The 15,727-nt window shown below is 64.4% G+C and carries 16 protein-coding genes; 14 read left to right on the plus strand and 2 right to left on the minus strand.

Annotated elements, in window-relative coordinates; translation table 11 throughout:
• Positions 1-902, plus strand: a 902-nt coding sequence (locus tag MLGJGCBP_RS34355) for a hypothetical protein (protein ID WP_236581532.1), incomplete at its 5' end; no start/stop codon positions are given.
• Between the two features lie 438 nt (positions 903-1,340).
• Positions 1,341-2,153: a hypothetical protein gene (locus MLGJGCBP_RS34360; protein WP_160101378.1), complete on the plus strand. Its 813-nt coding sequence runs from the start codon at positions 1,341-1,343 to the stop codon at positions 2,151-2,153.
• A 1,099-nt stretch (positions 2,154-3,252) separates the two neighbouring features.
• Here MLGJGCBP_RS34360 and istB read toward each other — a convergent pair.
• Positions 3,253-4,017, minus strand: coding sequence for an IS21-like element helper ATPase IstB (gene istB, locus MLGJGCBP_RS50780; RefSeq protein ID WP_201453287.1), 765 nt, complete (start codon positions 4,015-4,017; stop codon positions 3,253-3,255).
• A 66-nt stretch (positions 4,018-4,083) separates the two neighbouring features.
• Positions 4,084-5,622 carry an IS21 family transposase gene (gene istA, locus MLGJGCBP_RS50785; protein ID WP_201453288.1) on the minus strand — a complete coding sequence of 513 codons (1,539 nt, stop codon included), beginning with the start codon at positions 5,620-5,622 and terminating at the stop codon, positions 4,084-4,086.
• A gap of 259 nt (positions 5,623-5,881) precedes the next feature.
• Between istA and MLGJGCBP_RS52240 the strand changes: the two genes are divergently transcribed.
• The 12 genes from MLGJGCBP_RS52240 (at position 5,882) to MLGJGCBP_RS34425 (ending at position 15,692) form a co-directional block, all read left to right on the plus strand.
• Positions 5,882-6,226, plus strand: coding sequence for a hypothetical protein (locus MLGJGCBP_RS52240; RefSeq protein WP_160101380.1), 345 nt, complete (start codon positions 5,882-5,884; stop codon positions 6,224-6,226).
• Entirely contained in the window at positions 6,183-6,371 is a 189-nt protein-coding gene (locus MLGJGCBP_RS52245) for an SDR family oxidoreductase (RefSeq protein ID WP_236581533.1), read from the plus strand. Before MLGJGCBP_RS52240 ends, MLGJGCBP_RS52245 begins: the two co-directional genes overlap by 44 nt.
• 546 nt (positions 6,372-6,917) lie before the next feature.
• Complete coding sequence (locus MLGJGCBP_RS34380) at positions 6,918-7,829, plus strand: GAF domain-containing protein (RefSeq protein ID WP_160101382.1); 912 nt, start codon at positions 6,918-6,920, stop codon at positions 7,827-7,829.
• Positions 7,802-8,683, plus strand: coding sequence for a PucR family transcriptional regulator (locus MLGJGCBP_RS34385; RefSeq protein WP_160101384.1), 882 nt, complete (start codon positions 7,802-7,804; stop codon positions 8,681-8,683). Before MLGJGCBP_RS34380 ends, MLGJGCBP_RS34385 begins: the two co-directional genes overlap by 28 nt.
• Before the next feature lie 336 nt (positions 8,684-9,019).
• Positions 9,020-10,042 carry a fumarylacetoacetate hydrolase family protein gene (locus MLGJGCBP_RS34390; RefSeq protein ID WP_160101386.1) on the plus strand — a complete coding sequence of 341 codons (1,023 nt, stop codon included), beginning with the start codon at positions 9,020-9,022 and terminating at the stop codon, positions 10,040-10,042.
• 14 nt (positions 10,043-10,056) lie between these two features.
• Entirely contained in the window at positions 10,057-10,209 is a 153-nt protein-coding gene (locus MLGJGCBP_RS34395) for a hypothetical protein (RefSeq protein ID WP_160101388.1), read from the plus strand.
• A 279-nt stretch (positions 10,210-10,488) separates the two neighbouring features.
• The gene (locus tag MLGJGCBP_RS34400) at positions 10,489-11,349 is read left to right on the plus strand and encodes an enoyl-CoA hydratase/isomerase family protein (RefSeq protein WP_160101390.1); all 861 of its coding nucleotides are present in this window, start codon (positions 10,489-10,491) and stop codon (positions 11,347-11,349) included.
• A 634-nt stretch (positions 11,350-11,983) separates the two neighbouring features.
• Entirely contained in the window at positions 11,984-12,388 is a 405-nt protein-coding gene (locus tag MLGJGCBP_RS34405; protein ID WP_160101392.1) for a carboxymuconolactone decarboxylase family protein, read from the plus strand.
• Between the two features lie 250 nt (positions 12,389-12,638).
• Entirely contained in the window at positions 12,639-13,172 is a 534-nt protein-coding gene (locus MLGJGCBP_RS34410; RefSeq protein ID WP_160101394.1) for an SDR family NAD(P)-dependent oxidoreductase, read from the plus strand.
• A gap of 22 nt (positions 13,173-13,194) precedes the next feature.
• Complete coding sequence (locus tag MLGJGCBP_RS54430) at positions 13,195-13,659, plus strand: hypothetical protein (RefSeq protein ID WP_160101396.1); 465 nt, start codon at positions 13,195-13,197, stop codon at positions 13,657-13,659.
• Between the two features lie 305 nt (positions 13,660-13,964).
• Positions 13,965-14,387 (plus strand): LuxR C-terminal-related transcriptional regulator, encoded by a 423-nt coding sequence (locus MLGJGCBP_RS52255; RefSeq protein WP_236581535.1) that lies wholly within the window; start codon positions 13,965-13,967, stop codon positions 14,385-14,387.
• 189 nt (positions 14,388-14,576) lie between these two features.
• Positions 14,577-15,692: a DUF7064 domain-containing protein gene (locus tag MLGJGCBP_RS34425; RefSeq protein WP_236581536.1), complete on the plus strand. Its 1,116-nt coding sequence runs from the start codon at positions 14,577-14,579 to the stop codon at positions 15,690-15,692.
• Positions 15,693-15,727 lie beyond the last annotated feature (35 nt).

The following is a 15,727-nucleotide window of genomic DNA, read 5'->3' on the forward strand; positions in this document are numbered from 1 at the left end:
CAACCGCTACAGTAATCACCGCTCACAGGTGGGCACTTTCACCGAGCAAGTCTGAGCACTTTCGCCGAGCGTCATCACCGTTGCTCGAGAACGCCGACGGCGACGCGATCGCAGTGATTTACCGACCACATCGAGGGGCATCCGAGGTCTGGTACCTGCCCGAGGAAGCGGCCGGCAACCTTGACCCGTTCTTGTTCGCGGCCTTCCGCGAATGGAACGAACAGGATCCGAAACGCTTTCCAGCCGCGCCTGGATGGCAGTCCGATGTGCGCTGGATGAGCGCGATCCAAGAGAAGCGGTACCGGGAGATCAGCGACAAGATCGGCGAAGCGGCGACAGAGATCGAACGTCTGCAGCGGGTAGTCGCGGATGCCGAGAATGCGCTCGACGCACTGAGCCGCGATGCGCAACTTTCCCAACAGCGACTGTTGACCGGCACTGACGACTCCCTTGTAGCCGCAGTGAAAGAAGCACTGGAGGGCCTCGGTTTCGCGGTTGTGGACCTCGATATTCGACTCGACAGGAATCAGGCGAAGGGGGCCGATCTGTCAGTATCCGACGGTGACTGGATGGCCGTCGTCGAGGTGAAAGGCTACGGCAAGGGCGCGAAGTCAAACGATCTGATCAAGGTCGGTCGACACCGACGCGTATATGAGAGGGCGGATGGGGAGGTTCAGCGCATGTGGTACGTCGCGAACTCGTTCCGGTTCGATAGCCCTGACAGCAGGGCGCAGATCCTAGACGGCGCTGACGAGCATGTTCAAGACTTCGCTGAAGATGACGGCTTGGTGATCGACACCCGAGACATCTTCCTTTTGCTGAAGTCGGTCGAATCAGGCGACCGACAGAAGGCTGAAGTCCGGGAAACCCTCAAGGACGCTACCGGCAGATTCACTCTTTAGCTCCTTGTGGCGCGGGCGCATCGGCCGGGCCGCTTGAACCCGGCATCAGCACCCACCCGGTGGCCATCCGCTGTGATCGCGCACAAGAGCATGCCGCCGCGACGAGGAAGCTGCACCGGGTGGTCGAGGATGTCGAGTTGGGATGCTCAAACAGCGAAGAGCCGTGCGTCGTTGACACCGCGATCCATCCAGATCTGTCCGAGTGGGCTGTAGGTATGAGACGCGGCGGATGTACCGGATAGCGCCAGCGCCGGAGAGTGTATGAGCACCGGCTGGCACAGATCCACCTGTTGGGGGCAGATGGACGCTACCCCGGGGATGCGCACAAGGCCGCGGCTATCAGTTCAACACGTGGATCGCCCGACAACAGACTGGAAGGGGAGACCAGGCTAACAGTCAGTAATCCGGACTGTCGGGTGTCACGGCTACTATTACGACATGGAAAATAGGCGTGAGCGCCGCGCTCGCAAGTCCGCTGGAAGTAACAGTGTCGGCAAGTACTATCCGCCGAGTCGTGATCTCGAGTACGACGAGTATGTCGGGGAACTGGGTCCGGCGCGCAACGGTATCCACACCGAAATGCACGTGAGGTACGGAGTGCTAAACGACCAGTATTTGGACTGGTCAGTAACCCTTTATGCTCGGCGCGGCGACCTCGACGAGATCTTGCGTACCCAGAAGCAACTCGAGCGTCGCAAGATCGAGTCGGTGGCGATCACCTCCACAGCGATTCAAAGGCAGACGTTTGACGTCGACAACCCCGACGCGCCCCCCACTACTGTGAATCTAGTGGCGCTCCGTGCAGGCTCGGAACACACCGTTGACACGCAATTCGATGAAACCCTCAAGGCGCTCAGTCACAAGTGGGCAAACAAATGCAACGTCCTCGGCCCCGGCGTAGCGCATCCGCGGACCGTCGCTACGTTCGCTTTCGCGCAAAACAATCGTGATCCGGAGTTTCGGAACGGCATCTACTCCTGGGTACGGAACACCATCATCGCGCACGACTCGGACACCGCCGAGGAGGTGCTCGTCGAGAGAGGCGGATACTACTTCCCCCGCCAACCCATCAGCGCTGCAGTTCGGGTCGGCGAACGCATGAAGTTCTTGAAGGCTAAGCGACCTGTGAGAAAGATAGCGTCAGAAGACCATCCAATCATTGCGACAACCGGCACCACGATGGGAATGATCGTCGAGGCAGTGAACAGCGGTGACTGGACGGACGAGATCGGCCAATTTCTCGACGACTGATCCCTCATGGCTCAAGGTGAGGTGACCGGGATGGCCGCCCCCCGCGGAAAGTGTCTCCGCTTGACGGGGCGGGAGGTCGACGTCCGGCAATTCGGGATCAGGGGCCGAGCCCCTCGCGTCTCGCGAGGGGGCGCTTGACCGCTTATGCCATCCGGGCGCACCCGCTTCGCGGCAAGACCACCCCATCTTCTCTGACAGGCAGAACGCACCGGCGTCCGGATATGGAGCAAACGTGTTAGAAGCAATACTGGCAATGCAGTCGGTACAGCGGACAGTAGTCGCGTCGACGGTGCTGGGAATCTCGGTCGACCTCGTTTCACGGAAGCAGCAATATACGACGACCAGCGCAGTTGGTGCTCTCCGGATCCTGGCGGAAATCCAAGCGACGGTCGACGGCACACCGATCGAGCGTGGCAAGCAGGCCGCGGAGCTCGGTTGGCTCGATAGCATCGATGGTGAGGTGGCATCCCGTACCGCTGATATCGTCCGGAGCACCGGCGGACTGGTGTTCGCGCCGCGGGCCATCTCCGGATCGTCGACGTCCCCAAAGCCACGACGAATAGTGGGCAGATGCTCGTGTACACCAAGGAGTCGTGAAAGGTAAGGCGGGTCGTGTGACCATGCCCGGACTACAACAGTCAATTGATCGATGCCCAACGCGAGTGTGTGAACCTCCCAAGGCCGCGAACCTGGAGTGCGGGCAGTGAGCCTCTGCGCCAGCGATGACAGGAAACGTAGCTCCCAGTCTCTCTGATCCGCGTCCCCATAGCGGTGCGCCGATCTATCGAATGCGGCGTCGTCGTATCCGACTGCCGACGATACGTCGCCACCTGCCTGATCCATAAACCCAAGTTTGCACCGCAACCGTCACTGCTGTCGGTTCTCCCCATCCTCGACCTGATAGGCGACCCCGACCTGCATGCGAATGTTCCAGACGGCCCGGTACGGGCTCTAGTTCCGTTGGCGGATCCACTTCCGGAACACATCGGTGAGACGGTTCCCTGTCGACCGTCACGTAATTCCCCAGGGGTTTCCGTCACGTAATTCCCCATGCTCGGGCGTGCTGAGTCGAGGGTAACCCGCGCGGTGGGGGCGCGGGTCAGGTTGCGCTGGCGGTGCGGTGCCCGGGTCGTTTGCGGGGTCGGTAGGACGGTCCGTCCATCAGGGTTTGATGGCTGGTGTTGATGAGGCGGTCGAGGAGCGATTCCGCAACGACCGGGTTCGGGAACAGCGGATACCAGTCCTTCGGGGCGCGGTTGCTCGTCAGAATCAGAGGTTTGCCGGCGATCGCCCGATCGGAAACCAGGTCGTAGAGGTCATCGGACTGGGTGGTGGTGTGCTCACGCATCGCGAAATCATCGATGATCAACACCAGCGGTCGGGTGTATTCCCGCATCCGCTGACCGATCGTGCGGTCGGCGTGGCCGCCGGCGAGGTCGGCGAGCATTCGGGAGCACTTGACGAACCGCACGTCCCCACCTCGGCGGGCCACATGATGCCCAAGTGCCTGTGCCACATGTGTTTTGCCGACACCTACGGGACCGTAGAGGATCACCGACTCGCCGGCGTCGAGCCAGCGCAGCGCGGCCAGGTCCCGCAGCATCGCCGCCGGCAGCTTCGGGTTCGCGGTGAAGTCGAAGTCCTCGAAGGTGGCCTGCTGTTCGAACTTCGCCCGCCGCAACCGGCGGGCCAGCGCCGCCGTTTCCCGGCGGGCGATCTCGTCCTCACACAGCACCTGCAGGAACTCGAGGTGTCCGAGCTGCCCGTCCCGGGTCTGGGCGAGCCGGGCGTCGAGGGTGTCGAGCATCCCGGTCAACTTCAACGTCTTCAGCGCAGCGCGCAGGCTGGGGTCGTGAATGGTCATGTCCTATTCCTCACGGCGTCTGGAAGTGATTGGAGTGCAATAGATATCGATGTGCGGGCGTACGTCTCAGGCGGTGCGTTCGGCGCCGAAGGCGTCGGGTCCGCGCAGGAACGCCGGCGCCTGCGCGACGGCCGGGGCGGGCCCTCCGTCATGTTCGGTGCCGGCGGCGAGGATGCCCTTGACGGTGCGGTAGCTGGGGTCACCGACCTCGAGGGCCCGGGCGCACGCCGCGTCCAGGCGGGCATCGTCGTAACGGTCCCGCAGCCGAACGATCCCCTGGATTGCTCGCAACCGGTGCAACGCGTTGACCTGCGACAACTCGGCGACGACCGCGACGGCGCCGGGACCGACCTGGTCGGCCTGCGCCCGGCACCAGGCCACCGTCTGCAGTGTGTAGGCGATCTTGTGCGGTGGGTAGTGCTCGACGTTCGTCGACCGCCCCGACAGGTGCAGCACATGGGTGGCGACCACCTGCTCGGAGTGAAAGATCTGCACCATGTCGTCGCTGGTGCGGGCCAGCACCTGCTGGCCGATCAGCCGCCAGGGCACCGAATACAGGGCCTTGCCGGCCTTGACGTGGCAGTCCGGGGCAACCTTGCCGACCTGGTATAGGACCGGTTCGAAAGGTCTGGGTGGAAGTGGTGTGAGACTGTGTTTTTCGATGGCATCGAAGACTGCAGTCGGCTGCGCTCCGTCGAGGCCGCGGTGGTTGTGTCGGCCGTACACATCGGTGCACCAGGCCAGGGCGGCGTCCTGCATCTGTGCCAGGGAGGTGAACTCTCGGCCCTTGAAGTACGAGTCGCGGATATAGGGCATCGGGCGTTCGATGCGGGGCTTGTCCTTGCGTTTACCGGCCCGGGCGGGGTCGATCAGGACCCCGTAGTAGGCGGCGAGTTCGGCGTAGGCGCGGTTGATCTTCGGGTCGTACAAATCCGGCCGTTCGACCCCGGTTTTGAGGTTGTCGCACACGATCCGGGCCGGGGTGCCGCCGAAGAACTCGAACGCCGCCACGTGCGAGGCACACCACGAGGACTGGTCCATCCGCAGCACCGGCTGGACGAACAGCATCCGTGAGCAGCTCAGGATGATCGCGAACGCCCACACCGCCACCCGACGGTCGGTGGCCGGGTCCCGCCACATCCCGAGCTTGCCGTAGTCCACCTGGGCCTCGTCGCCGGGCGGGACCGCACCCCGGGGCACCGTCACCTTCGACTCCGCGACCTGATCGGCGAATTGCGCTGCCACATAACGTCGCACCGTCGACTCGGACACCCTGACGCCGAGATCGTCACGCAGGCGTTGTGCGATCGTCGCGACCGTGACCGACGCCTTCAACTGTGCGTCGATCCAGTCGTGGTGCGCGGCAATCGCCGGCCACGTCACCGCCCGGGCCGCCGGGTCGCCGACCTCCGGGAACCACCCGGCGATCAACTCCCGCCACAGCGCCTCGTCGAACTTCCCGCCCTCGCCCGGCGCCAACCCGGCCGTCAACGCGGGAGCCAAGTACTTCCGGATCGTCTTACGATCGATCCCCAGGGCCGTCGAGATCTGCACCTGGGACCGGCCGGCATGCCAATGCCGAAACAACTCCATCAGATCGGTCATCGTCCACGTTCTCCTTGCCACCTCGGGCCCCTTCCCGGGCCCGTTGTCGGTGGCCCAGTCAGGAGCGAACCTCCAGCAGCGCCGGAACCCCGGCCGACACGCCCCAGGGTGGGGAATTACGTGACGGCCGGGTGGGGAATTACGTGACGGACAAACCTCTCAACCTGAGGAATTACATGACCGCTGACATGTAGCCGGGGTCGGACTGTGTGTCATGTTCATCGCCACATCGTCCGCGATCCTGAACTCGAAAGTGATCGTGGCCTTCGCCGCGTCGATGTTCGCAGTGACGCTGGCGAATCAGTCCATCCAAGCGGCAACCCAAACTCGAGCCCTGAACACGAACCCGACAAAACAGGCCCAAGCGAACACCGTCTACATGATGTTCGTCTTCCTCGGCGGTGCCGTCGGTGCCGTGCTCGGTCCCGCAGCCTTCGAAATCGGAGGCATGGCCCTCGTCGCCGCGCAAGCCTCAGCGCTCGTCGTGGCAGGGCTCATCGCCTGGGCTGCCGCCACACGCCGGAACCGGCAATCCCGACAACAGGACAAGGCCGATCACGTTGCAGTCGAAGCCGAGGACCGTCGCACGAGGCAAACAACCTGATGCCGATGAATTCGCACGGGTCGCACTATTCCTCGCCAGCGACGACTCGTCGTTCGTCACCGGCGTCGACGTGCCCGTCGACGGAGGCCTCGAATCCGTCAGCGCCTACCGGCGGGTGCGGCAAGTCGCCAGGGAAAAAGCATAGCCCGCGGCCGACCGAAGAGTGCCACAGCGACTGGCATTTTGCCGCAGCGCATTCGGTTCTTTGCCATAAGGAAGTCGGGCCCTGAACAGCACTTTCGGTGCCGCGGACCCGCCCGCGGTCACCCAGGCGGAAGCTCAATTCCCACATCCCCTGTCATCGCTGATCATCGATAGCGCGTCGAATCATCGGGTCTCGCCTCGGGCCGCCGGGTCAGTCATACTCCAACTCGTGCAACCTTCGCCCATTGGTGAGGCCGGATCGCCCCAGGACACCGCCGCGGGGCGGGCCATTCTTACCGTCGGAGCACCTGAGCGCGACGAGCTGCGGAGACTGTTGTCCATGATCGGCGATCTGGGGCTGGTTCGCCATTGTCTGCTGGCATTGGATGCTCATACACCGGGTGGGCCGCAACTTCTGGGCGCTGTCGAGGGAATTCCGCTCTCGGCTGCCTCAGTGCTCGCGGCTCTACCCCCCGGGACTGGACCGCACCGGATATCCTCCGGCTGGATCGCTCCCGTCATCGTGCACGGGGAAAGGATGGGCGCGGTGCTCGCAGACGGATCCGACTCGCGCGCCGCCCGGCAGGTCGTGGTCACGGTGGCCGCGGCAGCGGCCGACGTTCTCGAGACGTCCTCCGCCGAACTCGATAAGGCAGGTGCACTCCGCACCCTTGTCGAGGTCGCCAAACAGCTACACGCATCCGAGGCCGACGCGGACGCAGTCCTCGAGTTCATCGTGGAACGGGCTCACGAGTTGATCGGAGCCGATGTCACCTGGTTGGCCCTCGCCGACTACGAACACAACGAATCGCGTGTCACCGCGATGCGTGGTGCGCGGACTCCGGAGTTCGCTGCGATGCGGGTGCAGCTGGGACAGGGGATCACCGGACTCGCGCTGTCCGCTGGGGACGTGGTCACCCTCGACGATGAAGCCCACACCGACGACAGACTCCCGCCCCACATCCAGGACAGCATGCGCGGGGAGGGCCTCGTCTCACTGGTGTGTGCACCGCTGTTCCACAACGGAGACCTGATCGGCAATCTGCTCGTCGGGTTCCGCAGGCGTGCGGCGGTGCCACGCGACGCACAATACCTGCTCAGTGCGCTGAGCAGTCAGGCCGCGATCACGATTGCCAATGCCCGGCTCTACGCATCGCTACGCGAACAGAACGATCTACTCAAGCGGCACTCCGTGCTCAGCAGCGTCCTCACCGAGGCCTCACTCGCAGGCGGAGGCCAACACGCGGTCGCCGCGGAACTCGCCCGGGCGATCGGGAGCGACATCGTCGTCGAACGGGAGGACGACCATACGAGGGCCTGGAGATACCCGGCTGGAAGCGGAGCGCCCAGCGAGATCGAGGCCGATCCGCCCGGAGGGACGGACCGCGGTTCTGCGGCGGCGATCCGTGCGGGTGGGAGAGGCTCGGGTGGGTGCGTTTGGCCGAGTCCGGGCCACTGACCGACTTTCACCACGCGGCACTCAGTCTCGGAGCGACGGCCATCGCTCTCGAGCTGACCAAGGAGTTCGCGGCGTTGGAAGCCGAATGGCGCGTACGCGGGGAGCTTCTCGAAGAGCTGCTGCAAGCAGGTGCCCACTGGTCGGACAGCCTCCGCCGGCGCGCGCACCACGCCGGTATCGACGTCGCCGAGCCATGTGTGGTCGCGGTCGTCGAAGCGTTGCCCCGAGCCGATCAGGGGGCCATGCTCGCGATGTTCCGCGCCGCCGGCACGGCCCAAGGAATCTTGATCGGCACTCGCGGTGAGCGTGTGGTCGTGGCGCTTCCCCATTGCCACCGACCGCTGCGGTGGGTCCAAGAGGTGCTGGAGCGAGCCCGGGCGAAGGGCCTACCACTGATCGCCGGACTGAGCGAGGCGCACCCCGACCTCGCGCGGGGGCTGAACGAAGCACAGGCCGCGTTGCGGCTGGCCAGAGACAGCGGCAAGCCGGCGGTGGTTGTCGACGCGTCCGTTCTGGGGCCGTTACGCATCATGTTGGACGTTCAGGACACGACCCGGATGGTCGAACTCGTCCGGAACACGCTGGGTCCGCTGGCCGAATACGACCGCCGCCGTCAGGGCGACCTTCTCGAGACACTGCGCACCTTCCTCGACGTCGGGGGAAACCATCCAGCGACAGCTGAACGCTGCAAGGTCCACCTCAACACCGTCAAGTACCGTCTGTCGCGCGCAGCTGACATCCTCGATCGCCCGTTGGGAGACCACACGACGCGCTTCGAGTTGTCATTGGCCTATGCCGTGTGGGACGTGCTCGACGCACTCGAAATCACGCCATTCACCACCACCGAGGATTGACCCGCTGCCCGATGGGCGGGAATCGAAATCTGTTACTCAAAACGAAAACTCAGGATCCCGCACATCAACCGTCCTTCCCGGCGTTTGAAGAGCTCACGGTCCGCGGCCGTGCTCCATGAGATCGAGTCGGGGTGTCGGCGGGGTGGAAGCGTGTCCCCGCACCGCCTAACGCTGGTCGGATAGCGCTGCCAGCGATCTCAGTCCGAGGAGCCAGCGAACTGCGCCAGACTTCGTCCTCATCGACCATGGTTGACGAGGACGAACCAGAGCACTCTTCGTACTGGCGGTCATCGCAACTACTCGACCGCTTCCTACTGCGTTTGACGGAGGGTTTCCATGCGTTTCGCACGTCAACTCGTGCAGACTCCAGACGGTCCTATCGCCCGGGTAATCGCCGCGGGCAACGGCACGGACACATGGCATGACGTGCGCAGCAGCGTCCGCAGGCGTGCCCGGGCACGTGGGGCCACGACGGAGGGAGCGCTGCGGATCGCCGAAGCGCTCGTGCCGTCGAGCATGTCGGCGGCACTCGCACACGGCGAGTTGTTCCTCGATGCCGCCCGCGAGGCGGCCGACGACGCCGCCGAGGAGACCCGCGTGGACGACGTGGTCCTCACCAACGCTCTCGACCCCGTCAGCTACCGGGACTACATGGTCTTCCAAGAGCACTTCTCGTTCGGGTTTCGCTGGCAGAACAAACCTGTGCCCGATGTCATGTATGAGTTCCCCGTCTCCTACGCCGGTGACCCCCTGACCTTCCTCGGACCGCACGACGAAATTCCGTGGCCCTCCTACACCGAACGTCTGGACTACGAGCTCGAAATCGGCATTGTCATCGGGCGCACGGGTACCGCACTGACCCCCGACACCGCCCTCGACCACGTGCTGGGCCTGACAATCCTCAACGACGTCAGCGCCCGCGACATTCAGGCCCGCGAGATGACGAGCGGCCTGGGCCCGTCGAAAGGCAAGCACTTCGCCTGCGTCGCCGGCCCATACATCACCACTCTCGACGAGATCCCAGACGACGGTCTCCGTATGACCGCGCGGGTCAATGGCGAACCGTGGTGTGACACCAGCAGCGCGGAGATGGTGTGGTCGGTCGCCGAAATCGTCGCCTGGGCTTCCCAGGCCGAGATTCTGCGCCCAGGAGCATTGCTCGGGACGGGGACCTGCAACGGAGGCTCCACCGTCGAAATCGACCGGCGGCTGGCGCCCGGCGACGAGATCGAACTCGAGGTCGACAAACTCGGCGTGCTCCGCAACACCCTCGGCCGACCCGGAACCGGTTCCTGGCGCCCGGCCGCCCGCAACCGCGAATCCAACGGCCACGCAACCACCTTGCACTTCCTACGCTGATCCTGGGGAGCGCCATGTTCATCGCCATCATGACCTACACCTCCCCGCTAATACCGGACGATCCAAACGTGTCCGCACACCACGCCCATGTGGAGGACTGCTACCGGAAGCAGCTGCTGGTGGCGTCGGGGCCCCGCAAGAGCCACGGACCGGCGGACTCCTGGTAATCCGCGTAACTGACCGCCACTGTCGCGGGGAACTCATGGACCGTGATCCGCTCGTCGCGTCGGGACGCATCACCTACCAACTGATTCCGTCCACGCAGCGCGAGCGGTGGACCCCGCACTGGGGCACAACCCACCGCATTGACCGCACACCCTTGGACAACTGGCCGATCGAGCTAGCTTTCCCGGCCATGATCTGGCTGGCACGACCATGGGCCCATGCATTCCGCGCCACCAGAATTGGACGCACCACTTTCTCGAAAACAATCTGAAGGAGTTCTAATGGCCGAAATCTATCGAACCCACCTCGAGCAGTACTCGAAGCAGTTCGAATCGTTCCTCCGATTCCGGCGGGAGGACGGCATCCTCGAAGCGCGGCTGCACACCGACGACGGGCCGCTGCGCTGGAATCTCGAGGTTCACAGGGGCCTCATCCCGGCGATGGCCGCGATCAACGACGATCCCGAGAACGAATGCCTGATCCTCACCGGTACCGGTGATGCGTTCCTGGCCGAGTTCGACGGACCGAGTTGGCGAGACCACGGCTTTCACAAGCCGTTCAGCTCGTACCAGGGCTACGACATCTTCTACAAGGACCAGACCCGCGAGCCGTTCGCACTCCTCAACCTGCAGATTCCGGTCATCGCTGCCATCAACGGGCCCTCGATCGTGCACGCGGAACTAGCCCTACTCAACGACATCGTCATCGCCTCGGAGAACACGCACTTCTATGAGGGCCACTGGGACGGACTCGGCATCGTCCCCGGCGACGGAGTCCATACCCTGTTCCGGGAACTCCTTGGGCCCAACCGAGGACGGTACTTCCTGCTGATGGGGCAGCGCCTGTCCGCACACGAGGCGCGCGACCTCGGGCTGGTCGGCGAGGTTCTGCCCCGGGACCAGCTGCTGGACCGGGCATGGGAAATCGCACGAACTGTCTTCATGAGCAAGAACCGCATTCAACGGCGGCTCACCCGATCGCTGCTGATCCAACCGTGGCGCGAACTCTTCACGAAGGAACTCTCAGCAGGGATGGCTCACGAGAGCATGGCTTGCTTCGACTACTGGCCCATGTCCGACGAGCCCGGCTACGACATTGGCAGCCTCGTCAAACGGGATGTCAACGACTCGACCCCGGTGTAAGCAAGGACCCACCAGCGCTCACCGGCTCGGACTCCGGTCTCGAGCGTCTTCCCACACGCATGACTTACCGCCGGAACCCACCAAACCGAATCCAAGGCAAACGGTGGGGCACAATTGGTCCGATGCGCCGGAATGACGAAAAGGCCGTGACCGGGGTCTCAGGAGATTAGGACGCGACCTTCGTTTCCCACAGTGTGAGAAAGCGGCAGTGCCGTCTTCGCCGTATCAAACTCCGGGGACCGCGCGACAGGGTTGCCAGGCCAGACCCATGGGGTCCGGTGTCGGGCCGGGAACCCTGAGGTGGCGGATGCATGTGCGAGCATCGCCGCGGGTCAGGTGCGGTAGGCGTGAATGAGGTGGCGAGCGGTGTCCGGATCGCAGGTGGTGTTGGGTAGGTGCGCTCGAAGCACCTCGGCGAAACGGGATCTCGTCGTCCCGAATTGGATGAAGAGTTCGTCATCCGGCGCACCGCCGTGTGGCATCCAGGTCAGTGCGAACTCGAGGACGTATTCGGACTCCGGGGTGCCCTGCTGCGATCCGCTCCGACGTCGCGTCTGTTCCTCCCCTCTCCGCCGTAGTCGCTCGTACGCGCGGGTGGCGGCCTCGATCTCGCCCGCGCCGGCGCGGCGCGGAGTTGGAGCGTCAGCTCTACGGCGGCGACCTCGGCGAGGACATGACCAAGGCCTACCGGCGTAAATCTCCCGACATCGCCGACATGAGCACCGAATGGTGCGTCGGCGGCCTTCTCGCTCGTCCCGGACTCGACCTCAAGACGCGTGAGCTGATCTGTGTGACGCTCTGTGCGGTGGCCGGAATCGGTATGGGGTCGGTCAACGACCCCGTCATCGCCCACGCGAACGCCGCGCTGCGGGTCGGAGCCACGAAGCGGGAAATTTACGAGGCGCTGCTCCAGTGTGTCTGGTACACCGGTGCCGGCCCCATCCACGTCGCGCTCACCGCACTCAAGGACTTCTTCGACGAGGAGTTCTTCGAAACCGAATTCGATGACGACGATGCCCCCGTCAGCGTCACCGTGTGACACGCAGATTGCCTGATCACCGCCGCGCTGCGAATGCCTGACCGAGACAGATGCGCGCACCGGCCGAGCGTCCTCCTTCTGTCTGAGGGGAATGCTCGGCGGCGACGGCACCGACGAGCACATGCCTCGTAACATGCACCACCACGGCCGTCCCCGCGTGGAGCGCACCGCGGTGGGCGCGTACCCCCCGGGTGCATTTCCGCCGGTCACATCACTGAGCGACAGAACCATTCAGCCAAAGGAGATGCACATGTTGGACTTCGACGGCCGCGTCGCCGTGGTCACCGGCGCGGGCCGAGGCGTCGGCCGCGCCCACGCCAAGACGTTGGCCGCGCGCGGTTGCCGCGTCGTCGTCAACGACCTTCCCGGCACGGGGGCGTCCGGCGCCGCATCCGGACCTGCCCACGACGTCGTGAACGAGATCGTCGCGGCGGGCGGCACGGCCGTTGCGAGCGAACACAGCGTGACCGGGGGGAGTGCGCGCAACATCATCGCGGATGCGATCGAACAGTTCGGCCAACTCGACATCCTGATCAACAATGCCGGTGGCACCGATCATCGCGCGTTCGAGGACCACACCCCCGACTCATTTCGCGCCGACGTGGAACCGCACCTGTTCGGCGGTGTCGAGGTCTGCCGTGCGGCGTGGCCGCACCTGAAGCAGTCGGGAACCGGTCGGATCGTCAACACGATCTCCGCCGGAATCTTTCGGCAACGCCTTCATCGGGAGCTACTGTGCGGGCAAGGCAGGATTCCTCGGCTTCTCACGTGCACTCGCCAGTAGCGGCCCGATTCTCGTTTTTCACATGCGCTCGGCACCCTCCTCCGGTGACGGCTCCTCCGGTGACGGGCTCTCACCGATCCCGACCCGAACGGTTCCGCATGCCCCCCACGATGCTCGCACCCCCAAGTCCGCCGCGCTGATGATCGCGGGCGGCATCTTGTTCGCCGGGCTCGTCGCTCAACCGCCGGCCTCGGCCGACCCGCTGACGCTGCCAGGGGCCACCTTTCCGGGACTCGGTTCCGCAGACCCCGGCAGTGTGGGCATGGTGGTTGCCCCGACACCGCGACTGGCGTCGGTCGACAACTTCCGCGACGTCGCCGGCACCGGGGCGGGCTACCGCACCCTGCACCGCGGCGGCCTGGCCATCCTCGGCGACCCGCTTCCCGATCACCCGCTGATCGGCACACCGGACCCGCTCCACACACCGAGCCCGCTCGCTCATGGCGTCATCGACGGGGCGGGCGACCGAAGCGGCCGGGAGCGTTAAGGCCCTGCCTGAGCACCCGGCTGGAATACCACCGGGCGGCGCGGGTGTTGAACAGGCCGACGGTGGCGGGCATACCCCGGGTACCACACCAGAACAGTCGCTGCGAGCGACCACTTGCCGAGAGTCGATACGGCGTCACCGTCACCCTGACCGGGTCAGACCTTCACTGCGAAGCGTGCCTCGGGAAGGATGCGAAGCCGCGACGCCGGGGAAGGGGTCGCGGCTTCCCTTCCCTTTGACCACTCCCGATGATCTGCGTGCCCTCGGTGCGATCGTGCAACACGCCTTCCGGGAGGGAGCGGGAGTTGGCCTTCGTCGCTGCCGGCCTGCCTGCATCGATCAGCGATCTCCTGGGCGATGACGTCCTGACCTTCCTGCGGCGAGCTGACCGTCATTCCTTGGGCGCGGTGCCCCTCGACGAGGTGGCACAGGCCATCCGTGAGCCGCTCGAGGAAACCGGACGCTCGATCGGCGACGACGACTGCCGCACGGCGGCGGAGGCCACCAACGGATACCCATTTCTGATTCAACTTGTCGGATACCGCATTTGGAGGCAGAACCCGGCTGCGGCGGTGGTCTCCACCGGAGATGTCACCGTCGGGGTCGCCGAGCTAATAGCCGCAGGACTGACGAACAAGGAGATCGCCAACCGCCTGGTGCTCTCACCCCGCACAGCCCAGGGGCACGTTGAACACATCCTGACGGCGCACAGATCGCAGCGTGGGTAATCGAAACCCGCAGGCGCAATTCCTGAGATCGCGCATCACATACAGGCTCACGACCAAGTGAGACCATGCTCATGCGAGTGGTGTGCTCGGCAGCTCTGGGAAGAGTTTGACGGGACTGACCGACTTTCATTCGCACCCTCGGTAATTACCGACGACCGTCGGAGATTCCGCTCCGCCTCACCCTCACGGATGTATCACGGAACCTTCTGGGGTATTTCGCCCCGAGTTCGTAGCGTAGATCACATTGCGCTGCCTACGGTCGTCCTTACTCGACTCGAACCCGATGCCGGAGGAGCTGCTGTGATTACCGCTGCCGATGTGGATTACCACCCAAGTGAGCCGACGGCCCACACGTGGGCTGAAACGCAAGTCCTGGTCTTTTCAGTTCCAGAAGCCGGAATTCTGGGCAATGCCTACGTGCTGTCCCGGCCGAATGTCGGCGCCACCATTTCCTCGGTGGTTGTGCACTCCGGGTTCTGCACCCACCCGCATCAGATCGACTTCACCGACCCTCAGATGCATGTTCCGGCTCCGAAGACGTTCTCCAAATTCACGCTGGAGAGCGGCTTGAGTCTCGAGGCGACCAACGCTCCCCGTGACTTCCGCGTGTCGTATGAGCACGCACTCGGTGCTTGCCGTTTCGATCTCGAGTTCAGAGGGCTACACGAACCATTCGATGTTCACGATGCCGCGCAGAATCCACTAGTAGCCGGTTCGAAAGGTCCCATCGACACGGGACTCGGCGATGTGTGGGCGAACGGGCACTACGACATGATCGGGCATGTCACCGGATCACTGGAACTCCGTGGCAAGGAGTATCAGGTCGATTGCTACGACGGCATGGATCGCAGTTGGGGCCCGCGCGCCGAACTCGGCCACAGCGGTGCTGCCTGGATTCATGTGACGTTCGGCCCCGACTTCGGTCTCCACCTGGGGATGGCCTTGGACATCCGCGATGGTGAAGTGGTCTACGAGGGTCTGCGGTTCGGCTACGTGGTCGAGGACGGCGAGCTTTACGGGATCACCGAGGCGACCGTCGAGGCCGCCCGCGTCGACCTGGTCGCGGTGACCAACCACATCACGGCGGTAGACGTCCGGGGCAAGAAGCACGAGTTCTTCGGCACTGCCGTCGGTGGCGCACCGTGGTACAGCTTCAGCCCGGCATACGTCAGCTGCCAGAGCTTGTTTCGCTACCAGGACGGTAATCGGGTTGGCTACGCAGAGGCGACGGATGTCCTCGGCCTCGAATTTCTGGGAGAGCGTATGTCTCGTCACGGCCGGTTGCGCGTCGGAACTCGTCCCTGAAACCGGATCGTCCCGGCAATCTATCCGACTCGATC

This window comes from Rhodococcus sp. T7, assembly GCF_009872365.1.
Lineage (GTDB): Bacteria > Actinomycetota > Actinomycetes > Mycobacteriales > Mycobacteriaceae > Rhodococcus_F.